This is a genomic window from Rhizobium binxianense (assembly GCF_028994275.1).
Taxonomy (GTDB): Bacteria; Pseudomonadota; Alphaproteobacteria; order Rhizobiales; family Rhizobiaceae; genus Rhizobium; species Rhizobium binxianense.
Window position 1 is genome coordinate 4,319,827 of the sequence record NZ_CP118713.1, and the last position, 16,183, is coordinate 4,336,009.

Below are 16,183 nucleotides of genomic sequence, written 5' to 3' on the forward strand. Positions count from 1 at the left end.
AAGCGGCATCATATGGCTGCGTTAACGCAAGACATGTTCCGCCCCGTCGCCGTGCCGATCCGGGACAATTTGCCCGGCGCGAACGGCGAATGTCGCAAATTGGGGCAATTGCAAAAGCGCCAGGAGAACACGGCAAAGCAAAAAAGCCGGAGACGTTTCCGTCCCCGGCTTTCGAGATGGATCGATCGATCGCACTCAGCCTTCGAAGAATTCCTTCATGCGGGCAAAGAAGCCCGTCGATTCGGGATTGTTCTCCTTGGAGGAAAGCTGCTCGAATTCCTGCAACAGCTCGCGCTGGCGCTTGGTGAGCTTTTGCGGTGTCTCGATCTGGATCTGGATGTAGAGGTCGCCCGTCTGCGCCGAACGCAGCACCGGCATGCCCTTGCTCTTCAGGCGAAACTGTTTGCCGGCCTGCGTGCCCTCGGGCACGCTGACGCGCGACTTGGTGCCGTCGAGCGTCGCCACGTCGAAGGTTCCGCCGAGAGCGGCCGTCGTCATCGAGATCGGCACGGCGCAATAGAGATCGGCTCCGTCGCGCTGGTAGAATTCATGCGGTTTGACCGACAGGAAGATATAGAGATCGCCCGCCGGTCCGCCACGGGCACCGGCTTCGCCCTCGCCCTGCAGGCGGATGCGCGTACCATCCTCGATGCCGGCGGGAATATTGACCGAGAGCGAACGCTCCTCCGTCACCCGGCCCTGGCCGTGGCACTTCGGGCAGGGATCGGGAATGATCTGGCCGCGGCCATGGCAGGTCGGGCAGGTCCGCTCGATCGAGAAGAAGCCCTGTGCCGCGCGCACGCGCCCCGTTCCCTGGCAGGTGCCGCAGTTCTTCGGCTGCGTGCCGGGCTTGGCGCCCGAACCCGAACAGACGTCGCAGGTGATCGATGTGGGAACGCGGATCTGCGCCGTCTTGCCGGAGAAAGATTCTTCCAGCGTAATTTCCATATTGTAGCGAAGATCGGCGCCGCGCTCCCGGCCGCCCGACGAGCGCTGGCGCGCGCGCCCTCCACCCATCATCTCGCCGAAAATATCCTCGAAGATGTCGGAGAAACCGCCGCCGGCAAATCCGCCGCCACCGCCGCCGCCCATGCCGCCATGCTCGAAGGCCGCATGGCCGTAGCGATCATAGGCCGCCCGCTTCTGCGGGTCCTTGAGCATCTCGTAGGCTTCGTTGATTTCTTTGAACTTGCGTTCGGCGTCCTTGTCATCCGGGTTCTTGTCCGGATGGTATTTCATTGCCAGTTTGCGGAAGGCGCTTTTCAGCTCTTTCTCGTCCGCCGACTTGGCTACACCCAGAGTTTCGTAAAAGTCCGCTTTTGCCATTAAGGATTAAACCCCGGAAATGGATTTCCGGCTGCCATGGTGAGCAGCCGGATCAGGTGTTGAAGCATAACCACGCCGTCGCGGATTACGCGGACTTCTTGCGGTCGTCGTCCTTGATTTCCTCGTAGTCGGCATCGACGACATTGTCGCCGCCTTCCGCGGAGGCATCGCCGGCAGCGCCGCCTTCGGCCTGCTGCGCTTCATAGATCGCCTGGCCGAGCTTCATCGACACTTCCATCAGCGTCTGGGTCTTCGCCTTGATGTCGTCGGCATCCGGCTCGGTCGCTTCCGAAGCGGTCTTCAGCGCGGCGATCGCATCCGAGATCGCGGTGCGGTCGGCCTCGGAAACCTTGTCGCCGTAATCCTTCAGCGACTTTTCCGTCGAATGGATCAGGCTCTCGGCCTGGTTCCGGGCTTCAACGGCTTCGCGGCGCTTCTTGTCCTCGGTGGCATGGGCTTCGGCATCCTTGACCATCTTTTCGATGTCGGCGTCGGAAAGACCGCCGGAAGCCTGGATGCGGATCTGCTGTTCCTTGCCGGTGCCCTTGTCCTTGGCCGAAACCTGCACGATGCCGTTGGCGTCGATGTCGAAGGTGACTTCGATCTGCGGCATGCCGCGCGGCGACGGCGGCAGGCCGACGAGGTCGAACTGGCCGAGCAGCTTGTTGTCGGCAGCCATTTCACGCTCGCCCTGCGAAACGCGGATGGTGACGGCCTGCTGGTTGTCTTCGGCCGTCGAGAAGGTCTGGCTCTTCTTCGTCGGGATCGTCGTGTTGCGTTCGATCAGGCGGGTGAAGACACCACCGAGCGTCTCGATGCCGAGCGATAGCGGCGTCACGTCGAGCAGCAGCACGTCCTTGACGTCGCCCTGCAGAACGCCGGCCTGGATGGCGGCGCCGAGCGCGACGACTTCATCCGGGTTGACGCCCTTGTGCGGCTCCTTGCCGAACAGCTGTTTGACGACTTCCTGTACCTTCGGCATGCGGCTCATGCCGCCGACGAGAACCACTTCGTCGATTTCGGCCGCGGTGACGCCGGCATCCTTGAGCGCTGCCTTGCACGGTGCGATCGTGCGCTGGACGAGATCGTCGACCAGGCTCTCGAGCTTGGCGCGGGTCAGCTTCAGCGTCAGGTGCTTCGGACCGGAGGCATCGGCGGTGATGAACGGCAGGTTGATTTCGGTCTGCTGCGAGGAGGAAAGTTCGATCTTTGCCTTCTCCGCAGCTTCCTTGAGGCGCTGCAGGGCAAGCTTGTCGTTCTTCAGGTCGATGCCGTTGTCTCGCTTGAACTCGCCGACGAGATATTCGACGAGACGCATGTCGAAGTCTTCACCGCCGAGGAAAGTATCGCCATTGGTGGACTTCACTTCGAAAACACCGTCGCCGATCTCGAGGATCGAGATATCGAAGGTACCGCCGCCAAGGTCGTAGACGGCAATCGTCTTGCCTTCTTTCTTGTCGAGGCCGTAGGCGAGTGCGGCAGCGGTCGGCTCGTTGATGATGCGCAGAACTTCAAGGCCGGCAATGCGGCCGGCATCCTTGGTTGCCTGGCGCTGCGCGTCGTTGAAGTAGGCGGGAACGGTGATGACGGCCTTCTCGACCTTTTCGCCGAGATAGGATTCGGCAGTTTCCTTCATCTTCTGAAGGATCATCGCGGAAATCTGCGCAGGCGAGTAGCCCTTGCCATTGGCTTCGACCCAGGCGTCGCCATTGTCGCCTTTGACGATGGTGAAGGGAACGAGGTGCTTGTCCTTCTCGACGGTCGGGTCTTCGTAGCGGCGTCCGATCAGGCGCTTGACCGCAAACAGCGTGTTCGTCGGGTTGGTGACTGCCTGGCGCTTGGCCGGCTGGCCGACGAGGCGTTCGCCATCATCGGAAAAGGCCACCATGGAAGGGGTCGTGCGTGCACCTTCCGCATTCTCGATAACCTTCGCGTCCTTGCCGTCCATGACTGCGACGCAGGAATTCGTCGTTCCAAGGTCGATACCAATTACTTTTGCCATGTCATTCTCTCCTTGAAGCAAGCTGTCGGAACCCCGAGAAGGCATTTCCCTGACAGCCCCTTACGGGATGGGTCTACTTAAGATTACGCAATCGTGATTGCGGTGATGCGGCGTATATAAGGAGCGGTTTTCTGGACTGCAAGGCGAGAAATGGCCCGGAATCCAGCAAAACGAATGTGTTGCATTCAATTTTGACAGTCACCGGGAAAGAGGTCGCCTCATCACCGGAAAGCAGCCGATTTCTCATGCATGCCGCCCGGAAACGTGCAGCGGTGCCAGGATAACGACATCCATCAAAACCCAGGGCGAAAGGACGTCGCTCAATCAAATCCGGACGACCGCGTTTCGCGGCATCGAACTGGCGCCGGCCGTGCAGCACAGATCTCATTGGCCCATGATCAGATCGAGCAGCGTCGTGCGCCGCGGCTGGACGGACGAGGTCGTCTGCGGCGACCCGACATCGCCTGGTGGAACCATGCTCTCGTCGCCCGAACCGCCGCCTTCGGCAATGTCTGCAGGCGGAACCGGACCGTTGCCGGAGCTTGCCGGCTGCTGCCGGGCAGGCGCTTGCGGATAGCGGTTTGCATTGTCGTTGCCGCCGAAGACGCCGGAAATGATACCGCCGATCGTCGACGGCGGCGCTTCGGCCGTCATCGGTTGCCCGCTGCCCGCCTGTCCATTACCCGCTTGTCTATCAGCAGGGGCCGCCTGCGCCATCGGCTGGCCATTGTTCGGGTCGCCGATCAGCTGGCCGTTGCCGAAGAGCGGCGCCGGTGAAAGACCCTTATGGGCGGCGATCATGAATTCCTTCCAGGCCTTGGCCGGCAGGCCGCCGCCGGTCACCTTCTTCATCGGCTTGCCGTCGTCATTGCCGAACCAGACCCCGGTGGTGAGGTTGCTGGTGAAGCCGACGAACAGTGCGTCGCGGGAGTTCTGCGTGGTGCCTGTCTTTCCGGCCGCCTGCCAGCCGGGGATCTTGGCGCTCTTGCCGGTGCCGTTGTCGATGACGCCCATCATCATCGTATCCATCTGGGCGGCGATTTGCTCGGAGAGCACACGCGGCGGGCTGTCATAGGTATTTTCGTAAAGAACCTTGCCCTCGGCGGTCGTCACCCGGCGGATGACGTGCGGCGTCGCCTTGTAGCCGCCGTTCATGAAGGCGGCATAGGAGGCCGTAAGTTCCATCAGCGACACTTCCGAGGTGCCGAGCGCGATCGAGGCATTCGGCTGCAGCTCGCTTTCGATGCCGAGCCGGTGGGCAAGCTTGATCACCTGATCCGGCCCGTCATACATCACCAGCTGGGCGGCCACCGTGTTCAGCGATTTGGCGAGCGCCGTCGCCAGCGTCACTTCGCCATTGTATTTCTTCTCGTAATTCTCGGGCGTCCAGTCGCCGATGCGGATCGGCGCATCGTTGAACACCGAAAAGGGCGTCAGCCCCTTTTCGAGGGCGGCGGCATAGACGAAGGGCTTGAAGGAGGAACCCGGCTGGCGTTTGGCTTTGACGGCGCGGTTGAACTGGCTCGTCGCATAGTCCCTGCCGCCGACCAGCGCCCGGATCGCACCGGTGCCGTCGATCGAGACGAGGGCCGCCTGCGAGGCGTCGAGCTTGCCGCCCTCCTTGTCGAGCACGTCGACCAGCGATTGCTCGGCCTTCTTTTCCAGCGATTTGTCTATTGTGGTATCGACGATGACGTCTTCCTTGACCTCGCCGATCAGCCCCGGCAGCTCGTCCATCACCATGTCGGCGACATAGTGCCCAGCCCCCGACCAGTAGCTCTTGGCCGAGGCCGGGGTCTGCGACATCGCCGTCTTCACCTCGGAATCGGTGATGAAGCCCTGTTCACGCATGGCCGCAAGCACGAGCTGGGCGCGCGCATTGGCCGCTTCCGGGTCGCGCGCCGGTGAAAGCCGCGACGGCGCCTTGAGCAGGCCGGCCAGCACCGCGGCTTCGCCGAGGTTCACGTCTCGCGCCGATTTGTTGAAGTAGCGGCGTGAGGCCGCCTCGACGCCATAGGCGTTCGATCCGAAGAACACCCGGTTGAGATACATGGCAAGGATCTGGTCCTTGGTGTATTTTTGCTCCAGCCAGAGCGACAGCAGCACCTCCTGCACCTTGCGTTCCAGCGTCCTCTCAGGGGAGAGGAAGAGGTTCTTGGCAAGCTGCTGCGTCAGCGTCGAGCCGCCCTGCACCATGTGGCCAGCCGTGAAGTTGGTCACTATAGCCCGGCCGAGACCGAGCGGATCGACACCGAAATGCGAATAGAAACGCCGATCCTCGATGGCGATGACGGCTTCGGGAATATAGGGCGACATGTTTTCGAGCGACAGCGCCTCGCCGCCGGTGGCGCCGCGATTGGCGATGACGCTGCCGTCGACGGCGGTGATCTTGACGTTCGGCGGCCGTTCCGGGATCGCCCATGTGCTGGCGCTCGGCATGCGCGAGCCATAATAGACCACCAGCCCGGCAAGGCCGATGCCGGCCCAGATGAACAGCACGACGCACCAGTAGATCACGCGGCGCAGGAAGCCGAAAAGGCCACCGCCTTCGCGCTCTCGCGGCTCGCGCCGCTTCTGCGGGGCGGCACGCTGCGGCGGCGGTTTTGAACTGCCGCGGCGCTGGGATCGGCTTCCGGCGATGCGGTCATCGGCATCGAGCGAAAATTCGTCATCGTCGCGTGCCGGGCGGCCGCTGAAGGACGGTTCGATTCTGTCGCCTGATCTGCCTCTGCCTGCCATCGCCGACCGGTCGCACCCCATGTTCGATCGCGAAGCCCGGCTTCGCACAACTGCGCGCTTCTACAGCGCCGCGTCTTTTTAGACGCGCAAAGGACGCTGTAGCACTTTGAAGTGCTGCATAATTTTGTCCTGAAATCGATTCCGATTTCAGGAATTATGCAGTGGCGACGTGATCATCCGACTGAACTGTAATTGCGGCGATTTAACGGGGTATTAATAATGGAAAGCAAAGCAGATCGCGCCGCCAAAGCGGCCACATCATTGACCTTCAGAACTGGCGGGCCTCGTAATCGTCGAGCGTTTCCGGGTCCTGCTTATATTCCCACTCGCCCATATGAAAGCGACGCCAGATCTGGCCGGAAGGGTTGAGGCTCGCCCCATCGGTAAGGCGGACAGGCAGGATGGGGTTGTATTTGTGCCAAACGGTCACATCTATGGCGGCTGCCCGAGCGCCGAAAAGCCTTGGGAAAGCCAGGTAGTCTTGTGTCATCAGGATCCAGCCCCGAGCGGATCGAGATCAATCCGCAACGCCACAAAACTGCAACAAAGAATCCCGCAAGACAAGAGCATCACGACGCCCTCACATCAAATTGTCTCACATCAAATTGTCTGGGACCTCCTGCCGGCATCAATGCCATTCCTTGCGGCTGTCACAAATGCATGCATCGCGTCGGCTTGCGCTCGCCGGTGCCGTGACAGGCCAGGCATCCGGGCAGGTAATCAATGGTCGATTCGACAAAATTGGACGAAGCAGCTGCCGGCCCGACCGGACGGAGGAAAGCCGACGGGGGATGCTTTACGGTTACTCCGCAGACATGCGCGCGCTGCTTTCGGTACTCCGCCGAAGATCTTCTGTGAGATCGACGGAACCAATAGGCTCCGCGATTGTTTAAGAACAAGCGGGACAACCCTCACGTCCCGCGCATGATCGGCCGTCTCCCCTCAACACGCGCCGATCGACATCAGGCCCGGTGCATCCCTCATGGGAGCGCCGGGCTTTTTCTTGCAGCCGGCCTTGAGAAGAGAGGCGGCATTGCTGCCGCCTCCGATATCTCAGTCGCAGGAGGGATCGCCTGGGCGGCAGACGAAGGGCGAAGCCCGGGGGTCTGGGCGGTTGTAGGTGTCGGCTTTCCCGCCCCTGAACTGCGGCAGATCACGGAAATCCGAGCTCCTGGTGTTGCCTCTGTTGTCATTATCCCGACGACGGTCCGACCTGCGATTATCGTCTCTGCGGTCGTCTCTTCGATTGTCGTCGCGCCAGTCCCGGTCGCGATCCCGGCTGCGATCCCCATAGTCCCGATCCCGATCCCGGTTGCGGTAGTAATAGTCGGGCCCGCGGCTCCAGCGGTCGCGGTCGCGATAGAAATCGCGGTCGCGGTAGTTGCGGTCCCAATAGTTGCCGACACTGAAGCCGATCATCGGAATGCCGAGCGGGCGGTAATATTGCGGACCGACATAGACACGCCGTTGCTGGTAGACGGCCTGCACATATTGGCCGGAAACCCAGCCGCGGCCGCCATAGAATTCGACATCGCACCAGTTGACGTTGGAAAGGCATCCACGGATTTCGACGGGGGAGCCGGCAGGCACGACTGCGACAGCGGGGTATCGTGTACTTGGACCTGCACGCATGTTGACGTTCGCTGTCGAGTAGCCTTCGGCAGCTTGCGCCATGGCCGGAGCCAGTGCAAACAGGCCAGCGGCGGCGATTTTAACAATGAGATTTTTCACGCTTCTCACTCCTCGTTGGCGTGTTTTCAGGCAGCGCTCGGCTGCCTTTCTTGGCATATGCCATCTGGAAGAAAAGATAGAGCGATCGCCCACATTTGTTAGGGCGTCACCATTTTCCTTGTCTTTCAAGGACTTATACTTCTGTCGCGATGAACGCAGCTTGAACGAGGGGAATTTTGTGATGTGATGTGGCGTTTTCGATATGCCGCATGAAATCGCAAATGTGGGACCTGAACGCTGCGGCGTTAACGGCCGGTTAACCTTTCACGGCCAGTCTTATTGCAATACCGCTTTCTCCTTGACCACGGATGAACTGGCACTGAGGCGAGCGGACGACGAAAGGCCGGTTTGAACCGGCCTTTTTGTTGTCGCGCTGCGCGTATTGACTGAAGACGCGGCCGTTTCCCTCAGGCGGCGAGCGCCTGAAGAATCCGCACCCAGGAACGAATGCCCTTGTGGTAGGAGACGAGCTCGTATTTCTCGTTCGGCGAATGGATGCGGTCGTCGCTGAGGCCGAAGCCGACGAGCAGAGATTCCATGCCGAGCATCTTCTGGAAATCGCCGACGATCGGGATTGATCCGCCCATGCCGATGACGATGGCGGGTTTCGGCCATTCATCGGAAAGCGCGGTCTTTGCCTTGGTCAGAACGGGTGAATCATAGGAGAGATGGATCGCCGGCGAGCCGCCATGCGGATGGAACTCGACCGAGCAATCGGCGGGAATCTTCGAACTGACATAGGCGCGGAAAGCCTGGCGGATGGCGGCCGGATCCTGCGTGCCGACAAGCCGGAACGAAACCTTGGCAGAAGCCTTGGCGGCGATGACAGTCTTGAAGCCTTCGCCGGTATATCCCCCCCAGATGCCGTTGATTTCTGCAGTCGGCCGCGCCCAGGTCAGCTCCAGCACCGAACGGCCCTTTTCGCCGGACGGAATGGAAAGGCCGACCTCGCCGAGGAATCTTTCCGCGGTCTTCCCCAGCGTTTCCCAGGACGTCTTGATGTTGTCGGGCGTTTCCTCGACGCCGTCGTAGAATCCGTCGAGCGTAATGCGGCCCGTCTCGTCATGCAGGCCGGCAAGAGCCTCGACGAGAATATGAATCGGATTTGCTGCCGCACCCCCGAAAAGACCGGAATGCAGGTCGCGGTCGGCGGCGGTAACGACCACCTCCTCGCCGACAAGGCCGCGCAGCGCTGCGGCGATCGCCGGCGTGTCGCGGTCCCACATGCCGGTATCGCAGACCAGCGCATAATCGGCCTTGAGTTCGGCGGCATTGGCTTCGAGGAAGGGCTTCAGGGATGGCGAGCCGGATTCCTCCTCGCCCTCGAAGAGAATGGTGATGCGGCAGGGAAGCGCGCCGTTGATCTCCTTATAGGCGCGGCAAGCCTCGACGAAGGTCATCAACTGGCCCTTGTCGTCGGAGGTGCCGCGACCGGTCAGGATCTTGCGGCCCTCGCCGACATCCTTGATCGATGGTTCGAACGGGTCGTTTTCCCAGAGCTCGATCGGATCGACCGGCTGAACGTCGTAATGGCCGTAGAAGAGAACATGCGGCGCATCGGCGGAAGCGCCGGCATGGTGGGCGACCACCATCGGATGGCCGGGCGTGTCTCGGACCGAGGCTGTAAAGCCGAGCCCTTCAAGATAGGCGACGAGCCATTCTGCGGCCTTTCGGCATTCGGCTTTAAAGGCGGGATCGGTGGAAATCGACTGGATGCGCAGAAGTTCGAACAGCTTGTCGAGGCTCGAGGGAAGATTTTGGTCCGCGCGCGCAAGCACCTGATTGATATCGGTCATTTTCGACTCCTTTTGAAATTCGGCCGGACGATAGACCAAACCAGAAAGGCAGGCGAGGCGGAAAAACAAAAAATCGGCGGCGCCAGAGGCCGGCGAGGCAAAGATCAATATCGGGAAGATTTGCTGCATAATATAGAAGAGAATTCTAATTCAATTTACAGTTATTTAGCATAACCTAAATAGCTTGATCGAATTCAGCTGTGGGAGGGGCAGATGTTTTCGGTCATTGCATGTATTAGGGACGATCACGACTGGCGATTGGTGCTTGTGGCGGCCGCGGTCTGCCTGGTCGGCGCGATGGCGGCGATGCTGCCGCTGTCCCGCGCTCAGGAATGCGATGCCGGGCGGCGCAAGCTCTGGATCGGCGCCTCGGCTTTCGCTTTCGGCACCGGCGTATGGGCAACGCACTTCATCGCGATGCTGGCCTATGACGGCGGCATGCCGATCGGCTACCAGCTGGGCCTGACGGCGCTCTCCTTCCTCCTGTCGGTTGTCGTTTCGTGGGCAGCGATTGTCGTCGCTTCGCAAAACCGCGGCAGGTTTTCACACCTCCGCGGCGGCGTGCTGATGGCGCTCGGCATCGCCTCCATGCACCTGACCGGGATGCAGGCGATCGAAACCCAGGCGGCAATCCTTTATGATCCCGTCATGACGCTGAGCGCGGTTCTTGCGGGAGCGCTGTTGTCGAGCGCCGCCTTTCACGCCTTTTTCCAATTGAAGGGACTGCGGCGGCTCCTCGCCTCGTCAATCACCTTCGTTCTCGCGATCTGCGCTCTCCATTTCATCTCGATGGCCAGCATCACGCTCGTGCCGGATCCCGGCAAGCAAGTTCCGGCAACGGTGCTCGACGCCAGCCTGCTTGCTGCGATCGTCGTGGTGGCGGCGACGGCGCTCATTCTGATTGCGCTCGCGGTGGTCTTTATCGAAAGCCACCTGACGGATCTGAGAGGGCTCGCGAATGCCTCGCAGGAAGGGCTGCTGATTCTGCGCGAAGGCCGGATTATCGATGCCAACGAACGCTTCCAAGGGCTTTCCGGCTGGAAGCTTGCCGATCTTGCCGGCAAGGCGCCATCGGCTGTTTTGACCGCTGTTCAGGGCACAGGGCAGGGCAAGCCTGGTGAGACGCTGCTCAATACCAGAAACGGCAGGGAGATCGCCGTCGAAGTGACGGCGAGCAGGATCGTTTATCGCGGGCACAATTGCGAGGTGCTGGCGGTGCGTGATCTCACCGAGCGCAGGCAGGCCGAGGAGATGATCGAACATCTCGCCCACCATGACGTGCTCACCGATCTGCCGAACAGGTCGCTGTTCGATACCCGCATCCGGCAGGCACTGCAGATGGCCGAACGAAAGAACAGCGAGGTTGCCCTCTTTTATCTCGACCTCGATCGCTTCAAGGCCGTCAACGATATTTTTGGTCATGCCGAAGGCGACCGCATTCTCGGCAAGGTCGCCTCGATCCTGCGCCGCGTGGCCGATGAAAGCGATACGATCGCCCGCCTCGGCGGCGATGAATTCGCCATCATCCAGCCCGCCGGGCAACAGCCGGCGGCGGCGCAAAAACTTGCGGCTGATATCCTCGACGAGTTCGCCGCCGAGATGGACACCGCGCGCGATCCGACTGCCGTCGGGGTGAGCGTCGGCATTGCACTCTATCCCGCCGATGGGGCTACGGCCGAAGAACTCTGCAACAATGCCGATACCGCGCTCTACCGGGTCAAGCATGACGGGCGCGGCAAGGTCTGTTTCTTCGATGCGGAAATGGACAAGGCGGCACGCAACCGCCGCCAGATCGAAAGCGAACTGCGCCATGCGATCACCCGCAACCAGATCCATGTCGACTATCAGCCAATCCTCGATGCGCTGAGCGGCGAGATCGGCGGTTACGAGGCCTTGATGCGCTGGAACCGGCCAGGTCACGGCTTGACCGAGCCCGATATCTTCATCCCGATCGCCGAGGAAAGCGGTTCGATTGTCCAGCTCGGCGAATGGGTGTTGCAGCAGGCCTGCAGGGAGGCCGTGCGCTGGCCGCTGCCGTTGAGGATCGCCGTCAATCTTTCGCCGGTGCAATTCATGCTGCCGAACCTCTGTGAGCGGATCGAGGCGACCCTCACTGAGACCGGGCTTGCGCCCGGCCGGCTGGAGCTTGAGATCACCGAGACGGCCCTCATTCGCGATCGCGACCGGGTGATGATGACGCTGCTGCGGCTGCACAAGCTCGGCGTGCACATCGTCATGGATGATTTCGGCACCGGTTTCTCCTCGCTTTCCAACCTACGGTCATTCCCTTTCGACAAGATCAAGGTCGATCGCAGTTTCACCGGCGTGCTGGAACACGATGCGGCGGCGCGCTCGATCGTGCGCGCCATCATCGGCCTTGGTCACAGCCTCGGCATGCCTGTCGTGACGGAAGGCGTGGAAACCGAGATGCAGCGCCGGATCGTCGTCGAGGAAGGCTGCGCGCAAGTGCAGGGCCTTTTGCTCGGCAAGCCGGATGTCGAGCCGAGCGTCAAGCTTGCCGCCCACAAAAACGTCCTGACCGCGCAGATCGAAACCGGGATGTCCTCACTACGACACGCACTCCGTGCCGGCGAGTGATCTTACAGCGCCGCGCGTCTTTTCAGACGTCGATTCCGATTTAAGGAATATGCAGTAGTCAGAGCGCCTTAGCGTTTTCCAGAAGCCGGCGGATATATTCGAGCGTCAACTCGCGCTCGAAGACCCTGAAGCCTTTGAACAGCGCAAGGTCGGCCTCGCGCGCCGTCTCGATCGCCTCGGCCTCCATGGCGCGGGCCTTCGGCGTCAGGAAGAGCAGTTGCGCTCGTTTGTCGGAGGGATGCGGCCGGCGTTCGATCAGCCCGTCGCGGACCATGCGCGAAAGCGTATTGGCCATGGTCGCCTGTTCGATATCGACCCGCTCGAGAAGCTGTTTCTGGGTCAGTCCGTCCTCGGCCCAGAGTTCCAGCAGAATGGGGAACTGGCCCGGAGAAAAACCGAGACCGGCCGCGCGCTGGTGCAGCGAGCGGGCAAAGCCCTTCGCCAGTTGGCTGGCAAGGTAGGCTCCCGAATCCATGCGGTTAAATCCCATGATTGTAAGTTAGGCTCAAAACCATGCCGGAGACAATGCAACAAATCGCATGCGATGCTCCAAAATATGTAAGCCGCGACGATAAATTCGAGTGGCTGGAAAAAACAAAAATCGCCATGGCCTGGAGGTTGGCCATGGCGACTTTAAAGTGGGGACAAAGGCCCGGAGAGGGGGATAAGGCCTTTGTCCAAGCCTGACGCGGCGGGGGACAAGCCGGTAGTCAGACCCGCGGCGCGATCAAGCGCCGGTGACATCGATTTGGGTCCGCAAATGTGGTTTTTCAAGGGTCACGCCACGTTACAAATCGGTAACAGTTTGGTGAGCAGCGATCCCGAACGGTCGATTGCCATAATCTCTGGGCGCGAGAACTTTATATGGACCTCGTCCCATGCCCGCGCTATCCATGCACGCATGAAAAAAGGCGATCACCTCTTCCTAGTCGATGGTTCCGGATTCATCTTCCGGGCGTTTCATGCACTGCCACCGCTGACCCGCAAGACGGACGGCCTGCCGATCGGCGCCGTGTCAGGTTTCTGCAACATGCTGTGGAAGTTGTTGAGAGATGCGCGCAATACCGATGTCGGTGTCACGCCGACACATCTCGCCGTCATCTTCGATTATTCCGCCAAGACGTTTCGCAAGGATCTCTACGACGCTTATAAGGCGAACCGCTCCGCCCCGCCGGAAGAACTCATCCCGCAATTCGGCCTTATAAGAGAGGCCACCCGCGCCTTCAATCTGCCCTGCATCGAGACCGAAGGCTTCGAGGCCGATGACATCATCGCCACCTATGCCCGCCAGGCCGAGGCAGCAGGCGCCGATGTCACCATCGTCTCCTCCGACAAGGATCTGATGCAGCTCGTCAGCCCCAATGTCCATATGTATGACAGCATGAAGGACAAGCAGATCGGCATCCCCGATGTCGTCGAGAAATGGGGTGTGCCGCCGGAAAAGATGATCGACCTGCAGGCGATGACCGGCGATTCCGTCGACAATGTTCCCGGCATTCCCGGCATCGGTCCGAAAACCGCCGCCCAGCTGCTTGAGGAATATGGCGATCTCGACACGCTGCTCGAACGTGCCACCGAGATCAAGCAGGTCAAGCGCCGCGAGACGATTCTCGCCAATATCGATATGGCCAGGCTCTCGCGCGACCTAGTGCGGCTGCGCACCGATGTGCCGCTCGATCTCGACCTCGACGCGCTGGTGCTGGAGCCGCAGAACGGCCCGAAGCTGATCGGCTTCCTCAAGACGATGGAATTCACCACGCTGACGCGTCGCGTCGCCGAGGTCTGCGATTGCGATGCCAATGCCATCGAACCGGCGATCGTCCGCATCGAATGGGGTAAGGCGGCCCATGGCCCCGATCTCAATGCGGCGGAGCCTGCGCCCGTTGCCGGCGGCATCCCCGACGTCTCGGGCGAATCGGTGCCGGTACCGCCGCGTGCGAAGGCGAAAGCCGCCGTCGAAGGCGCCTTTTCGCCCGCCGATCTTGCCAAGGCGCGTGCCGAAGCCTTTGCGGCGCTGCCTTTCGATCATTCGGCCTATGTCACGATCCGCGATCTGGCCACACTCGACCGCTGGATCGCCGATGCGCGCGATACCGGCCTCGTCGCTTTCGATACCGAGACCACGTCGCTGGATGCGATGCAGGCCGAGCTTGTCGGCTTCTCGATGGCGATCGCCGACAATGTGGCCGATCCCACAGGCACAAGGATCCGCGCCGCCTATATTCCGCTTACCCATAAGAACGGCGTCGGCGATCTGCTCGGCGGCGGCCTTGTCGAAAACCAGATCCCGATGCGCGATGCTCTGCCGCGGCTGAAGGCATTGCTGGAGGACGAATCGGTTCTGAAGGTCGCCCAGAACCTGAAATACGACTACCTGCTGATGAAGCGCTACGGCATCGAAACGAAGAGTTTCGACGACACGATGCTGATTTCCTACGTGCTTGACGCCGGTACCGGCGCGCATGGCATGGACCCGCTCTCGGAAAAATTCCTCGGCCATACCCCGATCCCCTACAAGGACGTGGCGGGCAGCGGCAAGGCGAACGTCACCTTCGATCTCGTCGATCTCGACCGCGCCACCCATTATGCCGCCGAAGACGCCGACGTGACGCTGCGACTTTGGCTGGTGCTGAAGCCTCGGCTGGCGGCGGCAGGATTGACCAGCGTCTATGAGCGGCTGGAGCGGCCGCTGTTGCCGGTGCTGGCGCGTATGGAAGCGCGCGGGATCACCGTCGACCGGCAGATCCTGTCGCGCCTGTCCGGCGAATTGGCCCAGGGTGCCGCGAGGCTGGAAGACGAGATCTACCAGCTCGCCGGCGAGCGGTTCAACATCGGCTCGCCGAAGCAGTTGGGCGATATCCTGTTCGGCAAGATGGGCCTTGCCGGCGGCAGCAAGACGAAGACAGGCCAATGGTCCACCTCGGCGCAGGTGCTCGAGGATCTGGCCGCCGCCGGTTTCGAACTGCCGCGCAAGATCGTCGACTGGCGCCAGGTCACCAAGCTGAAATCCACCTATACCGACGCGCTTCCGGGTTACGTTCACCCCGAGACGAAGCGGGTCCATACGTCCTACTCGCTGGCATCGACGACGACGGGGCGCCTGTCCTCCTCCGAGCCGAATCTGCAGAACATTCCGGTGCGCACCGCAGAAGGCCGCAAGATCCGCACCGCCTTCATCTCGACGCCTGGCCACAAGCTGATCTCTGCCGACTACAGCCAGATCGAACTGCGCGTGCTTGCCCATGTGGCGGAGATCCCGCAACTGACCAAGGCTTTCGAAGATGGCGTAGACATCCACGCCATGACGGCGTCGGAAATGTTCGGCGTGCCGGTCGAAGGCATGCCGGGCGAAGTGCGCCGCCGCGCCAAGGCGATCAATTTCGGCATCATCTACGGCATCTCGGCCTTCGGCCTCGCCAATCAGCTGTCGATCGAGCGTTCGGAAGCCGGCGATTATATCAAGAAATATTTCGAGCGCTTCCCCGGGATCCGCGACTATATGGAAAGCCGCAAGGCCATGGCGCGCGACAAGGGCTATGTCGAGACGATCTTCGGCCGGCGAATCAACTATCCCGAAATCCGCTCGTCCAATCCGTCCGTGCGCGCCTTCAACGAGCGTGCGGCGATCAACGCGCCGATCCAGGGCTCGGCTGCCGACGTCATTCGCCGGGCGATGATCAAGATGGAGCCGGCCCTTGTTGAAGCCGGCCTTGCAGAGCGTGTCCGCATGCTGCTGCAGGTGCATGACGAGCTCATCTTCGAAGTCGAGGACGAGGATGTCGAAAAGGCGATGCCGATCATCGTCTCGGTCATGGAAAATGCCACCATGCCGGCGCTCGAAATGCGCGTGCCGCTCAGGGTCGATGCGCGCGCCGCCAGCAATTGGGACGAGGCACACTAACGGCGTTCCTTAAAAGGGCAAAGATTTTTCTACCTCACGCAAATCGTTGAAATCGCAGCAAATTACCTCCGAGACCCGTATCGGAACGAT

At 61.1% G+C, this 16,183-nt stretch carries 10 protein-coding genes; 3 read left to right on the plus strand and 7 right to left on the minus strand.

All coding sequences use genetic code 11. The features are described from left to right. Window positions 1–195 precede the first annotated feature (195 nt). From dnaJ to PO860_RS21075, 6 genes are all read right to left on the minus strand, one after another. On the minus strand, window positions 196–1,326 hold the full coding sequence (gene dnaJ, locus PO860_RS21050; protein WP_097617222.1) for a molecular chaperone DnaJ: 1,131 nt from the start codon (window positions 1,324–1,326) through the stop codon (window positions 196–198). Window positions 1,327–1,411: 85 nt separating this feature from the next. Further along, window positions 1,412–3,328 carry a molecular chaperone DnaK gene (gene dnaK, locus PO860_RS21055; protein WP_097617221.1) on the minus strand — a complete coding sequence of 639 codons (1,917 nt, stop codon included), beginning with the start codon at window positions 3,326–3,328 and terminating at the stop codon, window positions 1,412–1,414. Between the two features lie 384 nt (window positions 3,329–3,712). After that, complete coding sequence (locus tag PO860_RS21060) at window positions 3,713–6,067, minus strand: transglycosylase domain-containing protein (protein ID WP_275037971.1); 2,355 nt, start codon at window positions 6,065–6,067, stop codon at window positions 3,713–3,715. A gap of 268 nt (window positions 6,068–6,335) precedes the next feature. Next, entirely contained in the window at window positions 6,336–6,557 is a 222-nt protein-coding gene (locus tag PO860_RS21065) for a hypothetical protein (RefSeq protein ID WP_273885392.1), read from the minus strand. A gap of 563 nt (window positions 6,558–7,120) precedes the next feature. After that, window positions 7,121–7,798 (minus strand): SH3 domain-containing protein, encoded by a 678-nt coding sequence (locus tag PO860_RS21070; protein WP_183609985.1) that lies wholly within the window; start codon window positions 7,796–7,798, stop codon window positions 7,121–7,123. A 407-nt stretch (window positions 7,799–8,205) separates the two neighbouring features. Then, the gene (locus PO860_RS21075; RefSeq protein WP_183609986.1) at window positions 8,206–9,594 is read right to left on the minus strand and encodes a dipeptidase; all 1,389 of its coding nucleotides are present in this window, start codon (window positions 9,592–9,594) and stop codon (window positions 8,206–8,208) included. A gap of 213 nt (window positions 9,595–9,807) precedes the next feature. Here PO860_RS21075 and PO860_RS21080 point away from each other — a divergent pair, with 213 nt between their 5' ends. Beyond that, complete coding sequence (locus PO860_RS21080) at window positions 9,808–12,192, plus strand: bifunctional diguanylate cyclase/phosphodiesterase (RefSeq protein ID WP_273885393.1); 2,385 nt, start codon at window positions 9,808–9,810, stop codon at window positions 12,190–12,192. A 58-nt stretch (window positions 12,193–12,250) separates the two neighbouring features. Here PO860_RS21080 and PO860_RS21085 read toward each other — a convergent pair whose 3' ends face one another. Further along, window positions 12,251–12,667 carry a MarR family winged helix-turn-helix transcriptional regulator gene (locus PO860_RS21085; RefSeq protein WP_097617215.1) on the minus strand — a complete coding sequence of 139 codons (417 nt, stop codon included), beginning with the start codon at window positions 12,665–12,667 and terminating at the stop codon, window positions 12,251–12,253. A gap of 50 nt (window positions 12,668–12,717) precedes the next feature. Here PO860_RS21085 and PO860_RS21090 point away from each other — a divergent pair, with 50 nt between their 5' ends. After that, a complete protein-coding gene (locus PO860_RS21090; protein ID WP_273882475.1) occupies window positions 12,718–12,879 on the plus strand; it encodes a hypothetical protein in 162 nt (53 codons plus the stop codon). A gap of 214 nt (window positions 12,880–13,093) precedes the next feature. Beyond that, window positions 13,094–16,093: a DNA polymerase I gene (polA, locus tag PO860_RS21095; RefSeq protein ID WP_275033310.1), complete on the plus strand. Its 3,000-nt coding sequence runs from the start codon at window positions 13,094–13,096 to the stop codon at window positions 16,091–16,093. The last annotated feature ends 90 nt before the right edge of the window (window positions 16,094–16,183 follow it).

What these genes read in the sequence shown, in the direction of transcription:
- dnaJ (WP_097617222.1), bottom strand. Translation starts at nt 1,326, where the DNA reads ATGGCAAAAGCGGACTTTTACGAAACTCTGGGTGTAGCCAAGTCGGCG.
- dnaK (WP_097617221.1), bottom strand. Translation starts at nt 3,328, where the DNA reads ATGGCAAAAGTAATTGGTATCGACCTTGGAACGACGAATTCCTGCGTC.
- PO860_RS21060 (WP_275037971.1), bottom strand. Translation starts at nt 6,067, where the DNA reads ATGGCAGGCAGAGGCAGATCAGGCGACAGAATCGAACCGTCCTTCAGC.
- PO860_RS21065 (WP_273885392.1), bottom strand. Translation starts at nt 6,557, where the DNA reads ATGACACAAGACTACCTGGCTTTCCCAAGGCTTTTCGGCGCTCGGGCA.
- PO860_RS21075 (WP_183609986.1), bottom strand. Translation starts at nt 9,594, where the DNA reads ATGACCGATATCAATCAGGTGCTTGCGCGCGCGGACCAAAATCTTCCC.
- PO860_RS21080 (WP_273885393.1), top strand. Translation starts at nt 9,808, where the DNA reads ATGTTTTCGGTCATTGCATGTATTAGGGACGATCACGACTGGCGATTG.
- PO860_RS21085 (WP_097617215.1), bottom strand. Translation starts at nt 12,667, where the DNA reads ATGGATTCGGGAGCCTACCTTGCCAGCCAACTGGCGAAGGGCTTTGCC.
- PO860_RS21090 (WP_273882475.1), top strand. Translation starts at nt 12,718, where the DNA reads ATGCAACAAATCGCATGCGATGCTCCAAAATATGTAAGCCGCGACGAT.
- polA (WP_275033310.1), top strand. Translation starts at nt 13,094, where the DNA reads ATGAAAAAAGGCGATCACCTCTTCCTAGTCGATGGTTCCGGATTCATC.